Annotated in this window: 14 protein-coding genes and 2 pseudogenes; 5 read left to right on the forward strand and 11 right to left on the reverse strand. The window is 71.2% G+C overall.

From position 1 onward, the window contains the following. Positions 1 to 137 precede the first annotated feature (137 nt). The 3 genes from OIE74_RS38750 (at position 138) to OIE74_RS35675 (ending at position 4496) form a co-directional block, all read left to right on the forward strand. Entirely contained in the window at positions 138 to 551 is a 414-nt protein-coding gene (locus OIE74_RS38750; RefSeq protein WP_443076318.1) for a hypothetical protein, read from the forward strand. A 150-nt stretch (positions 552 to 701) separates the two neighbouring features. Continuing rightward, on the forward strand, positions 702 to 2852 hold the full coding sequence (locus tag OIE74_RS35670; protein WP_329391240.1) for a SpoIIE family protein phosphatase: 2151 nt from the start codon (positions 702 to 704) through the stop codon (positions 2850 to 2852). 42 nt (positions 2853 to 2894) lie between these two features. After that, on the forward strand, positions 2895 to 4496 hold the full coding sequence (locus tag OIE74_RS35675) for a GMC family oxidoreductase (protein WP_329391243.1): 1602 nt from the start codon (positions 2895 to 2897) through the stop codon (positions 4494 to 4496). 18 nt (positions 4497 to 4514) lie between these two features. Here the strand turns inward: OIE74_RS35675 and OIE74_RS35680 are convergent. The 4 genes and pseudogenes from OIE74_RS35680 to OIE74_RS35695 form a co-directional block, all read right to left on the reverse strand. Continuing rightward, positions 4515 to 4964: pseudogene (locus tag OIE74_RS35680) on the reverse strand (LuxR C-terminal-related transcriptional regulator); the annotation flags it as partial. A gap of 183 nt (positions 4965 to 5147) precedes the next feature. After that, a pseudogene (locus tag OIE74_RS35685) lies at positions 5148 to 5369 on the reverse strand (response regulator transcription factor); the annotation flags it as partial. Beyond that, complete coding sequence (locus OIE74_RS35690) at positions 5344 to 6351, reverse strand: sensor histidine kinase (RefSeq protein ID WP_329391245.1); 1008 nt, start codon at positions 6349 to 6351, stop codon at positions 5344 to 5346. The pseudogene OIE74_RS35685 and the gene OIE74_RS35690, both read right to left, overlap by 26 nt. Positions 6352 to 6396: 45 nt before the next feature. Continuing rightward, positions 6397 to 6519: a hypothetical protein gene (locus OIE74_RS35695; protein ID WP_329391247.1), complete on the reverse strand. Its 123-nt coding sequence runs from the start codon at positions 6517 to 6519 to the stop codon at positions 6397 to 6399. Positions 6520 to 6736: 217 nt separating this feature from the next. Here OIE74_RS35695 and OIE74_RS35700 point away from each other — a divergent pair, with 217 nt between their 5' ends. Further along, positions 6737 to 7645 carry an aminoglycoside phosphotransferase family protein gene (locus tag OIE74_RS35700; protein ID WP_329391250.1) on the forward strand — a complete coding sequence of 303 codons (909 nt, stop codon included), beginning with the start codon at positions 6737 to 6739 and terminating at the stop codon, positions 7643 to 7645. A gap of 76 nt (positions 7646 to 7721) precedes the next feature. Here OIE74_RS35700 and OIE74_RS35705 read toward each other — a convergent pair whose 3' ends face one another. The 5 genes from OIE74_RS35705 to OIE74_RS35725 form a co-directional block, all read right to left on the reverse strand. Further along, positions 7722 to 9074 (reverse strand): M14 family metallopeptidase, encoded by a 1353-nt coding sequence (locus OIE74_RS35705; protein WP_329391252.1) that lies wholly within the window; start codon positions 9072 to 9074, stop codon positions 7722 to 7724. Between the two features lie 326 nt (positions 9075 to 9400). Then, a complete protein-coding gene (locus tag OIE74_RS35710; RefSeq protein WP_329391253.1) occupies positions 9401 to 10096 on the reverse strand; it encodes an HAD family hydrolase in 696 nt (231 codons plus the stop codon). A 19-nt stretch (positions 10097 to 10115) separates the two neighbouring features. Next, on the reverse strand, positions 10116 to 10820 hold the full coding sequence (locus tag OIE74_RS35715; RefSeq protein ID WP_329391255.1) for a phosphatase PAP2 family protein: 705 nt from the start codon (positions 10818 to 10820) through the stop codon (positions 10116 to 10118). A 33-nt stretch (positions 10821 to 10853) separates the two neighbouring features. After that, positions 10854 to 11789, reverse strand: a complete 936-nt coding sequence (locus OIE74_RS35720; RefSeq protein WP_329391257.1) for a M56 family metallopeptidase — start codon at positions 11787 to 11789, stop codon at positions 10854 to 10856. A gap of 154 nt (positions 11790 to 11943) precedes the next feature. Continuing rightward, entirely contained in the window at positions 11944 to 12621 is a 678-nt protein-coding gene (locus OIE74_RS35725) for a DUF5134 domain-containing protein (RefSeq protein ID WP_329391259.1), read from the reverse strand. A gap of 374 nt (positions 12622 to 12995) precedes the next feature. On the opposite strand from OIE74_RS35725, the gene OIE74_RS35730 reads away from it, so the two are divergent. After that, the gene (locus OIE74_RS35730) at positions 12996 to 14267 is read left to right on the forward strand and encodes a glycoside hydrolase family 71/99-like protein (RefSeq protein ID WP_329391261.1); all 1272 of its coding nucleotides are present in this window, start codon (positions 12996 to 12998) and stop codon (positions 14265 to 14267) included. 141 nt (positions 14268 to 14408) lie between these two features. Here OIE74_RS35730 and OIE74_RS35735 read toward each other — a convergent pair whose 3' ends face one another. Continuing rightward, entirely contained in the window at positions 14409 to 15572 is a 1164-nt protein-coding gene (locus OIE74_RS35735; protein WP_329391263.1) for a glycoside hydrolase family 38 C-terminal domain-containing protein, read from the reverse strand. Continuing rightward, on the reverse strand, positions 15487 to 17106 hold the full coding sequence (locus tag OIE74_RS35740) for a hypothetical protein (RefSeq protein ID WP_329391266.1): 1620 nt from the start codon (positions 17104 to 17106) through the stop codon (positions 15487 to 15489). The genes OIE74_RS35735 and OIE74_RS35740 overlap by 86 nt, the downstream gene beginning before the upstream one ends. Positions 17107 to 17210: the final 104 nt, after the last annotated feature.

The following is a 17210-nucleotide window of genomic DNA, read 5'->3' on the forward strand; positions in this document are numbered from 1 at the left end:
CGCGGCTCGGGGTTGTTCCGCTCCCCGGTGGTAAGGCGTGATCTACGCTTCGCACCGGATTGCCCGAAAATCTCCCATCCTGGAAATGCGGTGCCTTTTCGGGCGGCGACCCCCCCTTCGAGCCAGGAGAACCAGCGATGAGCGACTACGGACACGACCTCGCCTTCGGGGCACTGCTGGAAGTGGAGGACCGGCCCGAGGACGCCGTGGCGCCCGCCCGCCATGGTGGCCCGCACGGCCGCGACCCTCGACATCATCAGCGGCGGCCGGTTCGAACTGGGACTGGCGACCGGTGCCCAGCAACTGAGGAAGCCGGGCGGTCACCGGGCGCCGTACGCCGCGGATACAACATCAAGGGAAGCTTCTCCAACGGCTCCGGATTCCTGGAGGGCCCTCCGAGGACATGGGTCGAGCAGCTGACCGCACTCGCCCTCACCCAGGGAATGAGCACGTTCCTCCTCTACCGCGTCCACTCGGCCGACCTGCTGCGCCGTTTCGCCGATGAGGTCGTCCCCGCCGTACGGGAGGCCGTCGCCGCCGAGCGGCGTTAGGGCCTGATCCGAACGACAGACCCCAGGTCCTGTCCGGCGACCCGAGGACGTAAGTGGCATCCTCGACAAGAGGGCGGAACGAACGGCCCCCGATGAGTGGGTGCGGTCATCGTTCATGCCTTTCTGTAATCGGCGAAAGGCGGTGGGTCAGTGTCCGGCAACGAGGGAACTGCGCGCCGCGAAGAGGCGAGTCGCATCTTCGACCACGAGGTCGAACGGATCGCCGTCTCGGCCGGCGCGCACATAGTGGCGGGCTATCTGGATGTCCCGGAGGAACTGCTCGTCCGTATGACCGTCGTCAGGGGCGTGACGGCGGGCCTGGCCAGGTCCTGGTCCCGGGTGGCACGGGTGGCGAAGGTGCCGGTGACCGAGGCGGTCATTTCCGGGCGGCCGGTGTGGATCGGCAACCAGCAGGAACTCGCGCGTCGCTTTCCGCGTACGGCTCTGTCCTTTCCGTACGACGTCGCCATGTACGTCGCGCCGCTGGTCGACCGGGGCGTGGGCTGGGGCGCTGTGCTGGTGCTGTGGCCGGGCACCCACTCGCCGGAACTCTCCGCCGCGGAAGAACGCGAGGTGGACACCTCCTGCCGGCGCGCGGCGAAGGCGCTTCGGCGGGCCGCGGAGGCCGGAGACCCCCTGCTGCCGAGGTCGGACCCCCTCGCGCTGGACCTTCCGCCCCGAAACCCCGACGCGCGTGCCCGCGTCGTCGACCGGCTTCCCGGCGGCATCGCCGAGCTCGACCTGAACGGGCACCTGACATTCATCAACGACCGGGCCGCCGAACTCCTCGAACTGGATCGTGGCGAACTGCTGGACCGGAATCCTTTCGAGGCGATCTCCTGGCTGCACGATCCCGCCTTCGAGAACGCCTATCTGGCGGCGGTCTTCAGCCGTCTCCCCTCCGGTTTCAGGGTCCGCCATCCGGCGGGCCACTGGCTGTCGGTGACGATGCACGCCGATGACTCGGGGGTCACCGTCAGCGTGGATCCTCTTGATTTCCCCGCCGAAGCCGGGGCGATCTCCACGGATACCGCCTCCGCCGGTCCCGCCCATGCCGGCACCCTGTTCCATCTGCTGCATCTGGCCTCGGCTCTCGCCGAGGCGAAGACCGTCCAGGAGATCGCCGACTTCCTCAACGAGCAGATGATGCCCGTCCTCGGCATCCAGGGGTTCGCGCTGATCACCGCGGAGGAGGGCCGGCTGCGAGTGATCGACTCCCGCGGTTTCCTCTCTCCCATGGCCGACGACTTCGACGGTCTTCCCATGAGCTCCCGGACCGAAGGAACGCGCATCATCGAAGGCGGGGCCCCCGCGTTCCATTCCGACAGCTCCGATCTGCTGGAGACCTATCCGGGCATCGAGGCGTACGGGCGCGCGGGCGCTCTCGCCTATCTGCCGCTGACGGTCTCCGGCCGGACGATCGGCGCCTGCGTCCTCGGATACGAGCGTCCCCAGATGTTCGTACCCAACGAGCGCGCCGAACTCGTGTCCCTGGCCGGGCTGATCGCCCAGGCACTGGAGCGGGCACGCCTCTACGACCTCCATGCGGGAGCGGCCCGTGGCCTGCAGGCGGGCCTGCTGCCCAGCTTCCTGCCGCGCGTCGGGAATCTGCGCACCGCGGCCCGCTACCGGCCGGCCGTGGGCTCCCTGGATGTCGGCGGAGACTTCTACGACCTGATCCGGCTGGACGACGCGAACGTCGCCGCCGTCGTCGGGGACGTGCAGGGGCACAGTGTGCAGGCGGCAGCCCTGATGGGACAGGTGCGGACCGCCGTGCACACCCACGCGCAGGTCGGCGCGCCACCCGACGAAGTCCTCGCGCGCACCAACCGCCTTCTGCAGGACCTCAGTACAGAACTGTTCGTCAGCTGTCTCTACGCCCACATAGACCTGCGGCGCGGGCGTGCGCTGCTGTCCGCCGCCGGCCATCTGCCGCCGATCCTGCGAGGGCCCGACGGCCGCACGGAGGTGCTGAGACTTCCGCCCGGTCTGCTCCTCGGTGTCGAATCCGACGCCGCGTTCACCACGACCGAGATCGCCCTGCCGCCCGACAGTCTCCTGGCGTTCTACACCGACGGCCTCGTCGAACGGTCCGGCACGGACCTGGGTGACTCCGTCGACGACCTCGCACGTCGCATCGCGCTGGCGCCGCCCGGCCCGTTGGGCAGCCTGTGCGACCGGCTCGTCAAGGACGCCGAGGCGACGATGACGGAGGGGAAGAGCGATGACATCGCACTCCTGCTGCTGGAGACGGCTGCTGGAGACGGGCCGTTCGACACAGCGGTGACCGGGTTGGCGTAAAATCGAGCAAAACGTGCACTTACTTCTCTTCGAGGAGAAAAGATGCCGTCATCTGAAGCGTTCGACTACGTCGTCGTCGGGGCCGGCAGCGCCGGGTGCGTCCTCGCGTCCCGGTTGACGGAGGATCCGGCGGCCCGGGTGCTGCTCCTGGAGGCGGGCGGCCAGGACACCGATCCGAACATCAAGGCACCGGCCGGACTCGGGCTGCTGTTCCACTCGGAGGTCGACTGGGACTACCGGACGGTCGAGCAGGAGGCGGCAGGCCGGACGTTCTACTGGCCGCGAGGGAAGACCGTCGGAGGCTCCTCGTCGACCAACGTGATGATCTACGCCCGCGGCCAGCGCGAGGACTACGACGGCTGGCGGGACGAGCACCATGCCACCGGCTGGGGCTTCGAGGACGTCAAGCCCTATTTCGTACGGGCGGAGCGGAACAACCGGCACGGTCCGCCGGCCCACGGGACCACGGGGCCCTTGAACGTCGAGGACCGGCCCTACTCGCACGAGCTGTCGCGGGCCTGGGTGGACGCCGCCGTGGACTGGGGGCTGGAACGCGTCGACGACCTCTCCGGCACCTCCCCGCACGGCGCGGGGCTCACACAGGTGACCTGTCGGGACGGCCGGCGGTGGTCGGCCGCCGACGCCTACCTGCGGCCGGCGCTCGACCGGGAGAATCTGACCCTTCGCACAGGGGCGCCGGCGACGAAGGTGGTGCTTGAGGGCGGCAGGGCGGTCGGGGTGACGTACGTCCACGACGGCGCCGACCGGTTCGCCCGCGCCGAGTCGGAGGTCGTGCTGAGCGGCGGCGCGGTCAATTCGCCCCAACTGTTGATGCTGTCCGGCATCGGCCCCGCCGACGCGCTCCGGGAGCACGGTATCGATGTCGCGGTTCCGCTGCCCGGCGTGGGCGGCAACCTTCACGACCATGTCCTTGCCCCGGTCGTGTGGGAGACCCGGGACACCACCGACGTGATCGTCGACCTGCTGACCCCGGAGAATCTCCAGACGTGGGCCGACACCGGCGAAGGGCCGTTCTCTTCCAACTACTCCGAAGCGATGGGCTACTTGTCGGTCACATCCGGTGCGTCCCGGCCGGACACGCAACTGACCGGCGGCCCGACCGCGTTCGTCCTGAGCGGGGACGAGATGCCGGGCCGGCCGGTGTTCACGATGAACGCCACGGCGCTCCAGCCGGGCAGCCGCGGGCGGCTGACGCTCGCCTCCGCCGATCCGGCCGCGGAACCGCTGATCGATCCGCGGTACTTCACCGACCCCGAGGACGTGTCCACACTTGTCCGGGGTCTGCGCGCCGTCATCGAGATCGGTCAACACGAGCCGCTGGCCTCGTTCCTGGGCCGCCCCTATCTCCCGGCGAGCGCCGACCTCGCGGCGCTGGACGACGCGGCACTGGCCGACCACGTCCGCGGCTGGAGCGGCACCAGCTACCACCCGGTGGGCACCTGCGCGATGGGCGACGGCGAGGCCGCCGTGGTGGACCCCGAGCTGCGCGTACGGGGGGTGGCCGGACTCCGGGTCGTCGACGCCTCGGTGATGCCGTCCGTCACCAGCGGCAACACCAACGCGCCCACCATCATGATCGCCGAGAAGGCCGTCGACCTGATCCGCGGCTTCCGCGACCTTTGACGGGCTCCCGGGAGTTGCTCAGACCGTGAGCCAACCGGGGCTGACCATGCGGTACTCGTACGCCATGACCACGACCTGGGATCTGTCCCGGGCTCCGAGTTTGGCCATGATGCGGCTGACATGGGTCTTCGCGGTCAGCGGGGAGACCACGAGCTGTGCGGCGATCTCGTCGTTGGTGCGTCCGGCGGCGACCAGTCGCATGACCTCACGTTCGCGGCCGGTCAGGGCGTCGAGGCGGTGGTCGGGTTTACGGGCATGGTCAGGCCGGCTGGCGAATTCCGCGATGAGCCGGCGGGTGACGGAGGGGCTGATGAGGGCGTCACCTAGCGCAGCCACCCGTACCGCGTGCAGGAGTTCAGCCGGTTCGGTGTCCTTGACCAGAAAGCCCGTGGCGCCGGCGCGCAGGGCCCCGTACACGTACTCGTCGAGGTCGAAGGTCGTCAGCATGACCACCTTCACCGCGGCCAGGGCGTGTTTGAGAAGTCCCGTCTGGCCCACGACGCCTGGCACGCGCGCTCGCCGCGTTGTCGGAGTCATCCAAGTACGTCCGGTCCATCTACGGGGCTGATCCTCCGCCTTGCGATCGCACGCACCAGACGCCGTGGGCCCCGCCCGATGGGCGGACGACGCTACTTCTCAAACACGCCCTAACCGCTCGTCGCCGGCAAGGCGGCGAGCGGCTTCGAGCCCGTCCATGCCGGGCATGCGGATGTCCATCAGCACCACGTCGGGGCGCAGTTCGCGGCAGGCGGCGAGGGCGGCGTGCCCGTCGGCCGCCTCGGCGACCACCCGCAGGTCGTCCTCGTCGTCGAGGATGCCGCGGATCCCCGCGCGAACGAGGCGCTGGTCATCGACCAGCAGGATCCTGATCATCAACTTCTCCGCCGATCGGCTCGTGGTGCTCGGTGAACGGCAGCTGCGCCCGGACGACGAACCCGCCCGCGCTGCCCGGCTCGGCGCTCAGTGTTCCGCCCAGCGATCGGGCGCGTTCCAGCATGCCCGCGATCCCGCTTCCCCCGGCACGCCCGGCGAGAGCCGGACCCCGCCCGTCGTCCTGGACACTGAGCACCAGCTTCCTTTCGCCGTAGTGGAGCCGGATGACGATGTGCCGGGCCTCGCTGTGCTTGACGGCGTTGGTCAGGGATTCCTGCACGATGCGATAGGCGGCGAGGTCCACCGCCGCCGGCAGCGAGAAGCGGGCCCCGCTCTGCTCGACGCGTACGTCCTGGCCCGCCCGAGCGGCTGAGGAGACCAGGGTGCCGACCCTGGACAGCCCTGGTGAAGGAGTGGTGGGAGCCTCCTCGTCGACCTGGCGCAGCACCCCGAGGGTGGCCCGCAGTTCTCGCAGGCCCTCCGTGCTGCCCTGCTTGATGACGGTCAGCGCGTCCTCCGCCTGCCCGGGGTCCTTCGGCAGCCGGTGCAGGGCGGCGGACGCCTGCACGTGGATCATCGACATGCTGTGGCCGATCACGTCGTGCAGTTCGCGGGCGATACGCAGCCGCTCCTGCGTCGCTCGCAGCCTGGCCTCCTCCTCGGCGTAGGCGACCCGGCCGTGACGCATCGCGCCCAGGGCCACCACCGCGACCAGCCAGCCGGTCAGCATGAAGACCGCCGTGCCCTCGACGTCACCGGTGCCGGCCAGAGCCCCCGCGCCCACCCCGATGACCATCGCCGCCGCCATGGCGACCGACGCCTGGAGCCGCCCCTGGGCCGCCAGCGTGTACAGCACGGCGATCGGGACCACGACGAGCGGGCCGTCGATCGTGCTCAGCAGGTAGTAGACACCCGTGCCGGTCACCATGAACCAGCCCACCGGCACCGGGTACCGGCGGCGCAGCAGGAGCGCCGAGCACACCGTCGTCGCGACGACCCAGGAGGCGATCAGTGACGCGGTCCCGTGTCAGTCGGGACCCAGCCGCTGCCCCTCGGCCACCCCTGTCAGCGCCAGCACGCCCAGGGCGAGTGCCCTGTCGGCACGCGGCCCTCCGGGCAGGCGGAGGCGGGTGACATCGAGGTGGGGCATTGCTTCATTGTGCCTGCGGCGCGATTGGACCCAGGGGTCTATGTCCGCGTTTGCTCCGAGGGTGCGTGCTGGTGGGGTACGCGGAGGCCCGGCCGGTACATCTGCCGGTGTACGTCGCGGCAACCGCCTCCTGCCGCCGGTGTACGCGGGAGCGCGTCGGGCGGCGCCGCGGGTAAATGCGTTGCCTCGCGTGATCGCGTGGGCCGATGATCGTGGGATGGCCCCCACTCCCCGCGACGGCCGCGCCGGTATCGACGCCGCCCTGGTGAAACGTCTGATCGCCGCGCAGTTCCCCCGGTGGAGCGGACTGCCCGTGACACCCGTGGAGGTCGACGGGTGGGACAACAGGACCTACCGGCTCGGCGACGGCATGACGGTCCGGCTGCCCACGGCCGCCGGCTATGTTCCCGCCGTCGCCAAGGAGAACCGCTGGCTGCCCCGGCTGGCGCCCTCGCTGCCCGTCGCCGTGCCGACCGTGCTCGGCCAGGGAGCCGCCGGTGAGGGTTATCCCTTTCCCTGGTCGGTGCGCGGCTGGCTGAACGGCGAGACGGCGCGGCGCGACCGTATCGGGGACATGCCCCGGTTCGCCGTCGAGGTGGCCGAGTTCCTGCTGGCCCTCCAGCGCTGCGATGCCACGGACGGACCGGTCGCGGGCGAGCACAGCTTCTACCGTGGAGCGCCGCCCGCCCACTACGACGAGGAGACGCGCCGCTGCCTGGCCGCGCTCAAGGGCCATGTGGACACCGACCGCGCTGCCGCCGTGTGGGAAGCGGCGCTCGCCGCCGAGTGGCACGGGGCGCCCGTGTGGTTCCACGGCGACATCGCCTCCGGCAACCTGCTGGTCGCGGACGGGAAGCTGACCGCCGTCATCGACTTCGGTACTGCGGGGATCGGGGACCCCGCCTGCGATCTGGTGATCGCGTGGGGGATGTTCTCGGGCGCCGGCCGGGAGGCGTTCCGGCGGGCGGTCGGTCAGGACGACGGTGCCTGGGCACGCGCCCGAGGATGGGCGCTGTGGAAGGCACTCCTGGTCCTGTCCGAGACCATCGACACGAACGAGGAGTTGGCCGCCGTCAACCGTCAGGTGATCGGCGAAGTCCTCGCGGACCACGACGACTTCGCCTGACCGCGGCAGTGCCGCCGACGACAACGGCCGCGCCCCAGTCGCGGGGCGCGGCCGTCTCAACGAGAGGATCGCCCTCTCAGGAGGCGCAGTACTGCGACTCCTTGCCGATGGAGCGGTACATGCAGTCGGCGTTCTCCAGCAGTTGCAGGACCGCGTCGCGGTTGCGGCTCGTCTCCCGCTCGATCACCTCGTCGGGCGGGTAGAAGCCGCCGCCGCCGGAACTGCCCGGGTACATCTCGAATGTGTACGCGAACACCTTCTGGCTGCCCCACAGCCAGTCGTCGATCGACCCGTCCGTGATGTACAGGTCGCTCGCCTGCTCCGCGGTGTAGCCGTTGCTCGCCGCCATCTTCCCGCCGACGGCGGCGAAGGCGTTCCGGTCGTCGAGCGTCATACCGGGAGCGGTGTCGGCGTTCGTGTAGCCGTACGGCCACAGCACCAGTTCGCTGTACGTGTGGAAGTCGATGGCCGCCTTGAGCTGCTGCTTGCCGCCGACGACCCGGCTGCGCGCGAAGTCCGCGACCACCTTGACCTCAGGCGCGGACTCGGCGCGCGCGCCGCGGTACGTCTCCGAGCCGGGGCTGGTGGAGGAGCCGCCGCAACAGCCCCACTGGAAGGCCCAGTTGCGGTTGAGGTCCGTACCGATCGCCGAGGAACCGGAGTTGGGCTGGCGGTTCTTGCGCCAGCTGCGGTAGGAGCCGGTGGCGATGTCGTACTCGCCGCCGTCCGGGTTGACGTCCGGGACGATCCAGATCTCGCGGTTGTTCAGGGCGTTGGTGACCCGTGAGTCGGTGCCGTAGGTGTCACCCAGCTCCCGGATCAGATACAGCGCCATCTCGACGGTCAGATGCTCGCGGGCGTGCTGGTGGTGCGTGAAGAGCACCTCGGGCTCGTTCTCGTCCGTCGCCACGTTGTCGCTGATCTTGACCGCGACGATGTCCCGGCCCTCGTAGCTCTTGCCGATGACGCGCTTGCTGATCAGGTTGGGGTGGGCGGCGATCCGCTGGTCGATCTCGGCGTTCATCTCGGCGTAGTTGTGATAGCGCGAGTCGGCCGAGGGGAAGTCGAACGGCTCCACGGCCTTGCCGTTCGTTCTGGCGGGCGGCGCGGGCAGCGGGTCGAGCCGGTGGCCGAGCGCGCGCAGCCGCTTCGCCTGGGAGTCGGTGGCGCTGACGACCGTCGAGCGCGCGCCCGCCTCGTCCACCGACACGCCGGTGGCGGCGATGGCGGTACGGGCCGCTGCGTCGGCGGCGCCCGGGATCTCGTACTGCCGGATCCGCTCTTCGTCGACGGTTCCGGCCCCGGGCGCGGCCTTCGCGGCAGGCGCCGGGGGAGCGGCCTCGGCCGTGAACGGGACTGCCACGGCGAGCGCCAGCAGGACCGCGAGGGCGGCGGCCTTCGATCTGCTCTCGCGTATGCGAAGTCGCATGGTGTTTCTCCTGGGTGGGGGGTGTGGGGGGTTCGGCCGCGCCGGGTGGGACGTGGGCGGCCAGGTCCTGTTCACCGGACAGGACCTGATTGTTCGCGCACATCGTGGCGGGATGGCATGGTCCGGTCAAGTAACCAACTTCGGCCATCCGTTTGAACCCTCGCGTGGACCCCCGCGCCCCCGGCTCCGACGGCGGAGCCCGCCCGCGACGGCTGCCGCCGTCGCCGGCACCACCTCCGGGGCGAGCAACGCCGGACACCGCCCCGTGAAGTGGTCCCGGACCCGGGACCGTGGCTGTTCTCGCGGACAGGCTCCGGGGACGCTTCTCAGCGGGTGAGGGCGAGAACCGGGCGCAGGCCCGCCGGGCGCTCCTCCACCGGCAGATGGTCCACGAAGTGGACGGCGCAGCCCAGTTCGGCCGCCCCGCCGTCCGCCTCCCGGTCGTCCCCGACCATCAGCACGTCGTGCGGATCCTGCCCGATGGCCTCGCAGGCCGCGCCGAAGAGCCGCGGGTCGGGTTTCTGGACGCCGTGCTCGTACGACAGCACATAGGCGTCCACGAAGTCGTCCAGGCCGTGGGCGCGGAAGACCGGACGCAGATCCCAGCCGATGTTGCTGATGACACCGACGCCGATGCCCTCACGCTTCAGGGTGCCGAGCACCTCCGCGGTGTCCGCGTACGGCCGCCAGGCGTCCGGCGTCCGGTGCCGTTCGTAGAGCGCGTCGTACAACCGGGGGTCGGGGAGGTCCACCTGCCGGGCGAGGCCGGTGTACACGGCCCTGTGCCGCTCGGCGCTCTCGTCGCGCGTGGCCCACAGCCCGGCCAGATCCGGCGGCAGTTGCTGCGGCGACGACCCGCCGGGCAGGGCGCCCGCGACGGCCAGCCGAACCGCGTACCGCCGGACCTCCTCGGGCGGCACCGGAACACTCAACTCGTCGAGTACGGCCCGGAGCCAGGAGCCGGCCGATTCGATACGGAACAGTGTCCCTGAGAAGTCGAAAAGCACACCCTTGATCTTCATGGCCCCGATCCTTGCCGGGTCACCGCCACCGGGACAAGGCCCGTCCTTCGTACGTGGCGACGGATACGGCGACCAGACACGCCCCGAACAGCCACCCGCCCACCACGTCCGAACTCCAGTGCACCCCCAGCCAGACGCGGTTGAACCCGGAGCCGAACACCGACACGACCCCGACCACCACCGCGACCGACCACGGCGGGCCGCTCAGGCCGTGCTGCCGCAGCAGCCACAGGAGTATCCCGACGGTGACGGTTGCGGTCATCGCGTGGCCCGAGGGGAACGCCGCGTAGTGCGCCGAGTCGAGCGGGTCGGGCCAGGTCGGGCGCTCGCGCCCGACCGCGGCCTTCACGCCCTGCGACACCAGGGCGCCGACCAGAGACGTCAGGGCGACCCAACAGGCCAGGAGGCGCGAGCCGTTGAACCAGAGAAGGAAGAAGGCGACGGCCGTCAGGACGCGCATGGTCCAGGGGTCCCACACCCAGTCGGTGAGAATCCGGTTCGCGTGGGTGAGACCGGGGTCGGCCACCGCCCACCGGTGCAGGTCCACGGAGACCGTCCGGTCGAGGGAGAACAGCGGACCCCACCCGGCGGCGACGAGCGCCAGCAGCGTCAGGGAGGCCACCCCCAGGACGACGGCGAGACGGGCCGGGGTCACGGCTCCCCGGGGTGTGGGCGGTGACGGCGGGGCGGGCCGTGACGGCGGGGGCACCGCGGGGGATTGCATGCGCTGATCCTTACTGACGACGGCCCCGCAAAACTATCCCAGCGTGCGCAGCGCGGGAATGAACGCGACCACGAGCGGAACCGCGGGCACCAGCGCGGCAGCCGCCGTCAGCCGCAGCCGGCGGCCCGCGGTGAGCCGGGGGAGGGGGGACAGCAGCCGGTCCACCCGGCGCGGCAGTTCGGTGTCGGGCGTCGGGCAGGGGCCGAACACCCCACGGTCCTCGTTCAGTTCGACCAGGGCGAGCGCGATCGTCAGCCGGCCGAAACGGCGCGAGGCGACATCGTCGGCGGCCAGCTCCACCAGGCGGTGCATCTCGGCCTGGAACGCCGCGAAGACCGGGATCTGCGGGAAGCCGTTGGCGAGCGCCGACGAGCAGTGCAGCAACCAGTCGTGGCGGGCGCGGGCGTGGCCCTGCTCGTGGGCCAGCACGGCGTCGAGCTGGCGGCCCTTGAGCCGCCGCAGGGCGGCCGTGGTGATGACCAGCTGCGGTGCCGCGCCCGGCAGCCACCAGGCGCCGGGACGCTCGCCCTCAAGGACCACCAGTGGGCCGCCGCCGGACTCCTCGCCGGGCAACAGCGGTGAACGGACGAGCAGTTCGCTGCGGCGCTGCTTGCGGCGCGTGCGCGCCCGGTGGATCTCGCGCGTGAGCATCGCGCCCGTCCACACTCCGCCGGCCGCCAGGAGCACGGCCAGCGCCGCGGACCAGGGCCGGTGTGCGCCGAGCGCGTACGCCTCGACGACCCCGCTCGGGGCCGGGGCGAAGACATGGCCCCGTACGGCCAGCCAGGCCGCCGCGGCGCTGAAGGTCATGGCGAGGGCGAAGCAGAGCAGTACGGCGGCCACCACGCACTGCCAGACCCAGAGGGCCACCACCGGCTCGCGCTCGGGCCATTCGGTACGGGCCAGCAGTCGCGGGGCGACCACCGCGGCCAGCGCACCGAGCGTCAGCAGCACGAGGGAGACCATCATGGGTGTCAGTTTATGAGCGCGGTGCCGCTCATGGGGCCGGCCGCGGGCGGCAAGTGACGCAGGACACGGTGGCAGGGCGGTTCGCGCGGCGTGGGTGCGGCGTGTGTACGGAGCGTGGCGCCCCGCGCGGCGTACGTCGGAGCGGCGGCGTACGTCAGAGCGTGAGCAGCATCGCCAGCATCGCGATGCCCATGGAGAGCCGGCAGGCCAGGGCCAGCTCGGGCCGGTCGCCCCGGATACCGGTCGCCGCCTCCGTCACCACACCCGTCGCCGCTCCACCGACGGTCCCACGACCGGCTCCGCCGACCGCCGACGGCGCTCCGCCGGCCTCCGGAACGACCGGGTCCGCGCGCTCCGGCGCTGTCACGCTCTGCAACGGGAGCAGCCGCGCGCCCGTCCACAGCACGAACCCCGCGTAGTAGATCAGCAGCACGCCCGTGGCCAGGGGGGTGCCGCCCGCGTGGTGCCCGCCGTGCGTGCCGCCCGGGAGCAGCGCCATCGCCACCGACATGTAGACCATGGCGAGCATCCCCACGAGATGGTGCAGATGGTGCGAGGTCCCCCGGGCCGGGCCCAGGGCGCGCAGCGCGGCGACGCCGAACACCGTCGCGTAGAGCAGCCAGATCCAGCGCGGCGGGCTGATCACCGCCGCCGGAACGGCCATCGCCGCCATCCCGAACCCCATCAGCGCCTCGCCGCCCGCCGTGCCGCGCCCCGCGCCCCCGCCGCCCCGCGCTCTGAGCAGGCAGTACGTCCCGGTCGCCGCGCAGAGCGCCACGACCAGCCAGCCGGCGGTCGCCGGTCCGTGCACCGCGCACCTCCCCCTCGCCATGATCCAACGATGTCCGCACAAACGGTGTCAACGGTGAAATGCCCCAGTCGTTCGAGGCGCACGCGAGCGCAGAGAGACACGGGGGGAGCGCACCGGGGGGACACGGCCGGCGGCACGGTCACCGGTCGGGGGATGTGGAAACCACGTGCTTTTCGCATTCCGCTGGAAACGGAAAACGTAAAGAAAATAGGCTGACACAACGCCTTGAATTGGTCTGGACAAAGCCTCTGCCGAGACCTTGTGGTGATCCTCGGAACACGGATACTTTCGGATGGTGAGCCGCGGAGGCGGGCGGGCTGCCGCCGCCTGTAATTCCCCCCACCCCCGTGGATCCGTGTATTTTCAGGCAGATTTCTAGTGGGAGGAAATACTCCGTGAGTATTTCAAGACGCGCCGTCATGGCGTCGGCACTGGCCGGCACAGCAGCGGCCGGTGGTGTCCTCGGCAGTCGGCAGGCCAGTGCCGCGACCGAGCCGCGAGGCAGGGCGCAGGCGGCACCCGCCGCGAGTCCCCCTGGCGACGTGGTCGGCAAAATCAGCGTCGGGTATCAGGGCTGGTTCGCCTGCAAGGGCGACGGTTCCCCCATCGACAGCTGGTGGCACTGGAGCCAGAACGGCGGGCAGCCGCCGTCGCTCAGCAATACCACCATCAAGTCGTGGCCGGATGTGCGGGAGTACACCCGTACTTTCCCCACGGCGTATCCGAATCTGAACAATGGCCAGCCGGCCTCGCTGTTCTCCTCGCACGACCAGCAGACCGCCGACACCCACTTCCGGTGGATGCGCGAGAACAACTGCGACACCGCCGCGCTCCAGCGGTTCAATCCCATGGGCGGCGAAGGCCCGATCCGGGACGCGATGGCGAGCAAGGTGCGCCAGTCGGCCGAGGCGAACGGCCGGAAGTTCTACATCATGTACGACGTCACCGACTGGCGGGCCATGCAGTCGGAGATCAAGCAGGACTGGACCAACAAGATGAAGGCGTACACGTCTTCGAGCATGTACGCCAGGCAGAACGGCAAGCCCGTCGTCTGTATCTGGGGCTTCGGCTTCGCCGACGACAAGCGCCCGTTCGCGCCCCCGGAGTGCCTGGACGTCATCAACTGGTTCAAGGGGCAGGGCTGTTACGTCATCGGCGGCGTCCCCACCCACTGGCGCAACGGCAACAGCGACTCCCGGCCCGGCTTCTCCGGCGTCTACCACGCGTTCAACATGATCTCACCGTGGATGGTCGGGCGGATGGGCACCGTCGCCCAGGCCGATCAGTTCTACCGGGACGTCAACACCCCCGACCAGGCGGACTGCGACGCGAGCGGTATCGACTACCAGCCCTGTGTGATGCCGGGCGACCTCCAGTCCAGGCATCGCGCGCACGGCGACTTCATGTGGCGGCAGTTCTACAACATGTGCCGGCTCAACGTCGCGGGGATCTACATCTCCATGTTCGACGAGTACAACGAGGGGAACCAGATCGCCAAGACCGCCGAGAACGGCTCGCAGGTTCCGTCCGGCTCCGGCATCTGGGCCCTCGACGAGGACGGCACGGCCTGCTCGTCGGACTACTACCTGCGGCTCACCGGTGACGGCGGCCGGATGCTCAAGAAGCAGATCGGGCTCACCGCGACCCGGCCGACACCGCCGAGGTAGCGCGCTCGCCGGGCCGTCCGGCGAGCGATGAGAACCGCCGATGACAGCGGTCGTACGGGCCGCCGGGATCTTCCCGGCGGCCCGTACGCGTTCAGGCCGGGCAGGTCGCTCAGGCCGTTCAGATGTGCCGGGTGGGCCGGGTCAGCTCGTGGGCAGCTGCCGTGCCCGCGTCTCCCGCCCCCGCAGCCTCGGCGTGAACGTCGCGTGGAAGATCGTGGAGGCCGCCCCCGCGGCGGCGGCTCCCGCGCTCAGTAGGGACGGCTCCACCTCGACACGGCGCAGCCTGCGGGCGGTCGGGAACTCGTTGACCGTACGCGCGATCTCGGACAGGTAGAAGTCGGCGACGTCGTCCGGCCAGACGGCCTTGAGGAGCGTGTCCTGTTCGCGCCAGTCGACGTCCGTGTCGATGCTCAGCGCGCGGCTGCCCGCCGTGAGTGTCAGCCACTGCGTGATGGTGGACCTGCCGGTGCCGCGCGCCACCCGTACCCCCGCCAACAGCGGTCCGCTGTCGGTCACTTCGACCGACGACGCGGTGTCGAGATCACGCCGGGTACCACTGCCGGCGGCGCCGTGGGCGGTGTCGCCGTGCGGGGCGGCGTCGAGGGCGGACGCGCTCCAGCGGGCCGGGTCGTCCCGGTGCAGTTGGAGCAGATTGCCCGAGCAGCCGGGCGCGACGGCCTCGCGGTCGGTCGTCAGGTCGAGTACGGAGCGTACGAGGCCCGCAGGGTCGATAGGGACCCGCAGCAGCCCGTTGTCCAGCAGATGCCCGCCGCCCCGGTCGTCGCGGGCGGCGGTGACCGTCACCGGCGCCGTGCCGCCGAGCGGCAGCCCGGCCGTGCCCCGGCCGAGCGCGGGAGCCTCGGCCAGGACGGCGAGCCGCCCGCCTGACAGTTGCTGACCCGCGTCCACCGCGCCCGTCAGCAGGTCCCGGTCGAGCACGACCACCTCGCGGCGGGCGCGCGGACCGGCGTTGAGGACCGTGCCCCCGTCCGGCCCGCCCGCCGAGCGCCGGATCAGGGCCTGAAGTCTGCGGTGCACACTCCGGTACGTCTGCTCGGCCTCCTCGTGCCCCCAGGCGATCGCCCCGCCCGGCAGGATGTCCCGGCTCTGGAGCAGCAGGGCCCGCTTCCACAGGGCGTCCAACTCCTCGTACGGATACGGCACCCCGTCCCGTACGGCCGCCGTCGCCGACCACAACTCGGCCTCGCGAAGCAGGGATTCACTGCGGCGGTTGCCTCGCTTGCTGCGGGCCTGACTGGTGTACGCGCCGTGGTGCGTCTGCGCGTACAGCTCGCCGCGCCACACCGGGGCGTGCGGGTACTCCTCCAGCGCGTCCCGGAAGAAGTGCGCGGGGTGCTGGACCCCGACCCGAGGCGAGCCCTCCAGGTCGGCCAGCCTGCGGGCGCGTTCCAGCGTCTCGCGGGTGGGCCCCCCGCTCTCGCGGTCCGCGTCCCCGTCCCCCTGCTGCCCCCCCGAAGGGCATCAGCGAACGGCTGCCGCCGCCCCTCTCCGCGTACGCCGTGACCGCGTCGGCCAACTCGGGCCCCGTGAGCGCCGCGTGGCCGGGACCGGCCGGCGGACAGTGCGTGAAGATCCGGCTGCCGTCGACGCCCTCCCACCAGAAGGTATGGTGCGGAAGGGAGTTGGCGTCGTGTGCGGCGAGTGTGTGGCCGAGCGCCCAGTGCGCCCCCGCGAGCACGGCGAGCTGGGGGAGTGCGGCGCTCATGCCGCCGGGGCCGGGCAGCCAGACGCCGCCCGCGTCCAGACCGAGTTCTTCCCGGTAGAAGCGGCGGCCGTGCGTGAACTGCCGGGCCAGCGACTCCCCGCCGGGCAGATTCGGGTCCGGCTCCACCCACATCCCGCCCACCGGGACCCAGTTGCCCCGCGCGACGGCCTTGCGTATGCGCTCGAAGACATGCGGGTGCTGATCCTTCATCCAGGCGTGCTGCTGCGCGGACGAGGCGGCGAACACCAGCTCCGGGTACTCGTCGGCGAGCGTCGCCATGCTGCTGAGGGCGCGGGCGCTCGCCCGTACGCTCTCGCGCATCGGCCGCAGCCGGGCCGATCCCGTGGCGGCGTGCCCCACAGCGGCGACGGTGTGCGCGGACTCGTGCGCGCGCCGGGCCAGGACCGGCCCGAGGATGTCCCGCGCGCGGGCGGCCGTTCCCGGGATGTCACGGGGGTCGACCGCGTCGACCGCCCGGTCCAGCGCCCGCAGGATCTCGTGGCGGCGCGGCAGCCCGGCGGGCAGCGCCCGCATCAGACCCTCCAGGACGTCGATGTCGTGGATGAGCTGCCAGATGTTCTCGTCCCGGACGGCGAGGTCGGCGCGGAGCAGCCGGTGGAGAGGCTCGTCGCCGGCGGTGACCGGATCGCCGAAGTGGGCCCCCGCGCCCGTGGACGCGTCGATCGCGGGATTGGCCGCGGCCTCGACGAGCAGCCGCACGGACTCGCCGCCGCGTGCCTGGGCCGCGACCGTCACGGTGCTGTTGTGCGGGTGCAGGCCCTGGAGCGGTGTGCCGTGCTCGTCGTGGACCAGCCCCTCGGCCCGGTCGCCGCCGAGGTCGATGACCGCCTCGACACGGCGGCCCGCCCAGCGCTCGGGCACATCGGCGGTGAAGCGGAACCAGCGGGTTGACCAGGGGCCGCCGCCCCAGCTCTCGCCGACGACGAACGGTGTGTACCCGGTGCGGAGCGCCACGTCGACGGGGACCGGCTCGCCCGGGATGTGCCAGGCCCCGACCTCCATGGGGAGCCGCCCGGTGTGGAGCGCGGGGCGCAGCCGACGGTCGAGGAAATGGGCTATGCGCGCCTCTCCGGACTTCGTTCGGTCATGCATGGGCGGCCCTTCCTGTCCCGCTGATGTCCGCCATGTAAAACCAAGAGTGTTATCAAGTCAACGCCTGTCCCGATTACTTCTGAGTTCCTGGTGGTGAGGGCCGT

This window comes from Streptomyces sp. NBC_01716 (assembly GCF_036248275.1).
Lineage (GTDB): Bacteria > Actinomycetota > Actinomycetes > Streptomycetales > Streptomycetaceae > Streptomyces.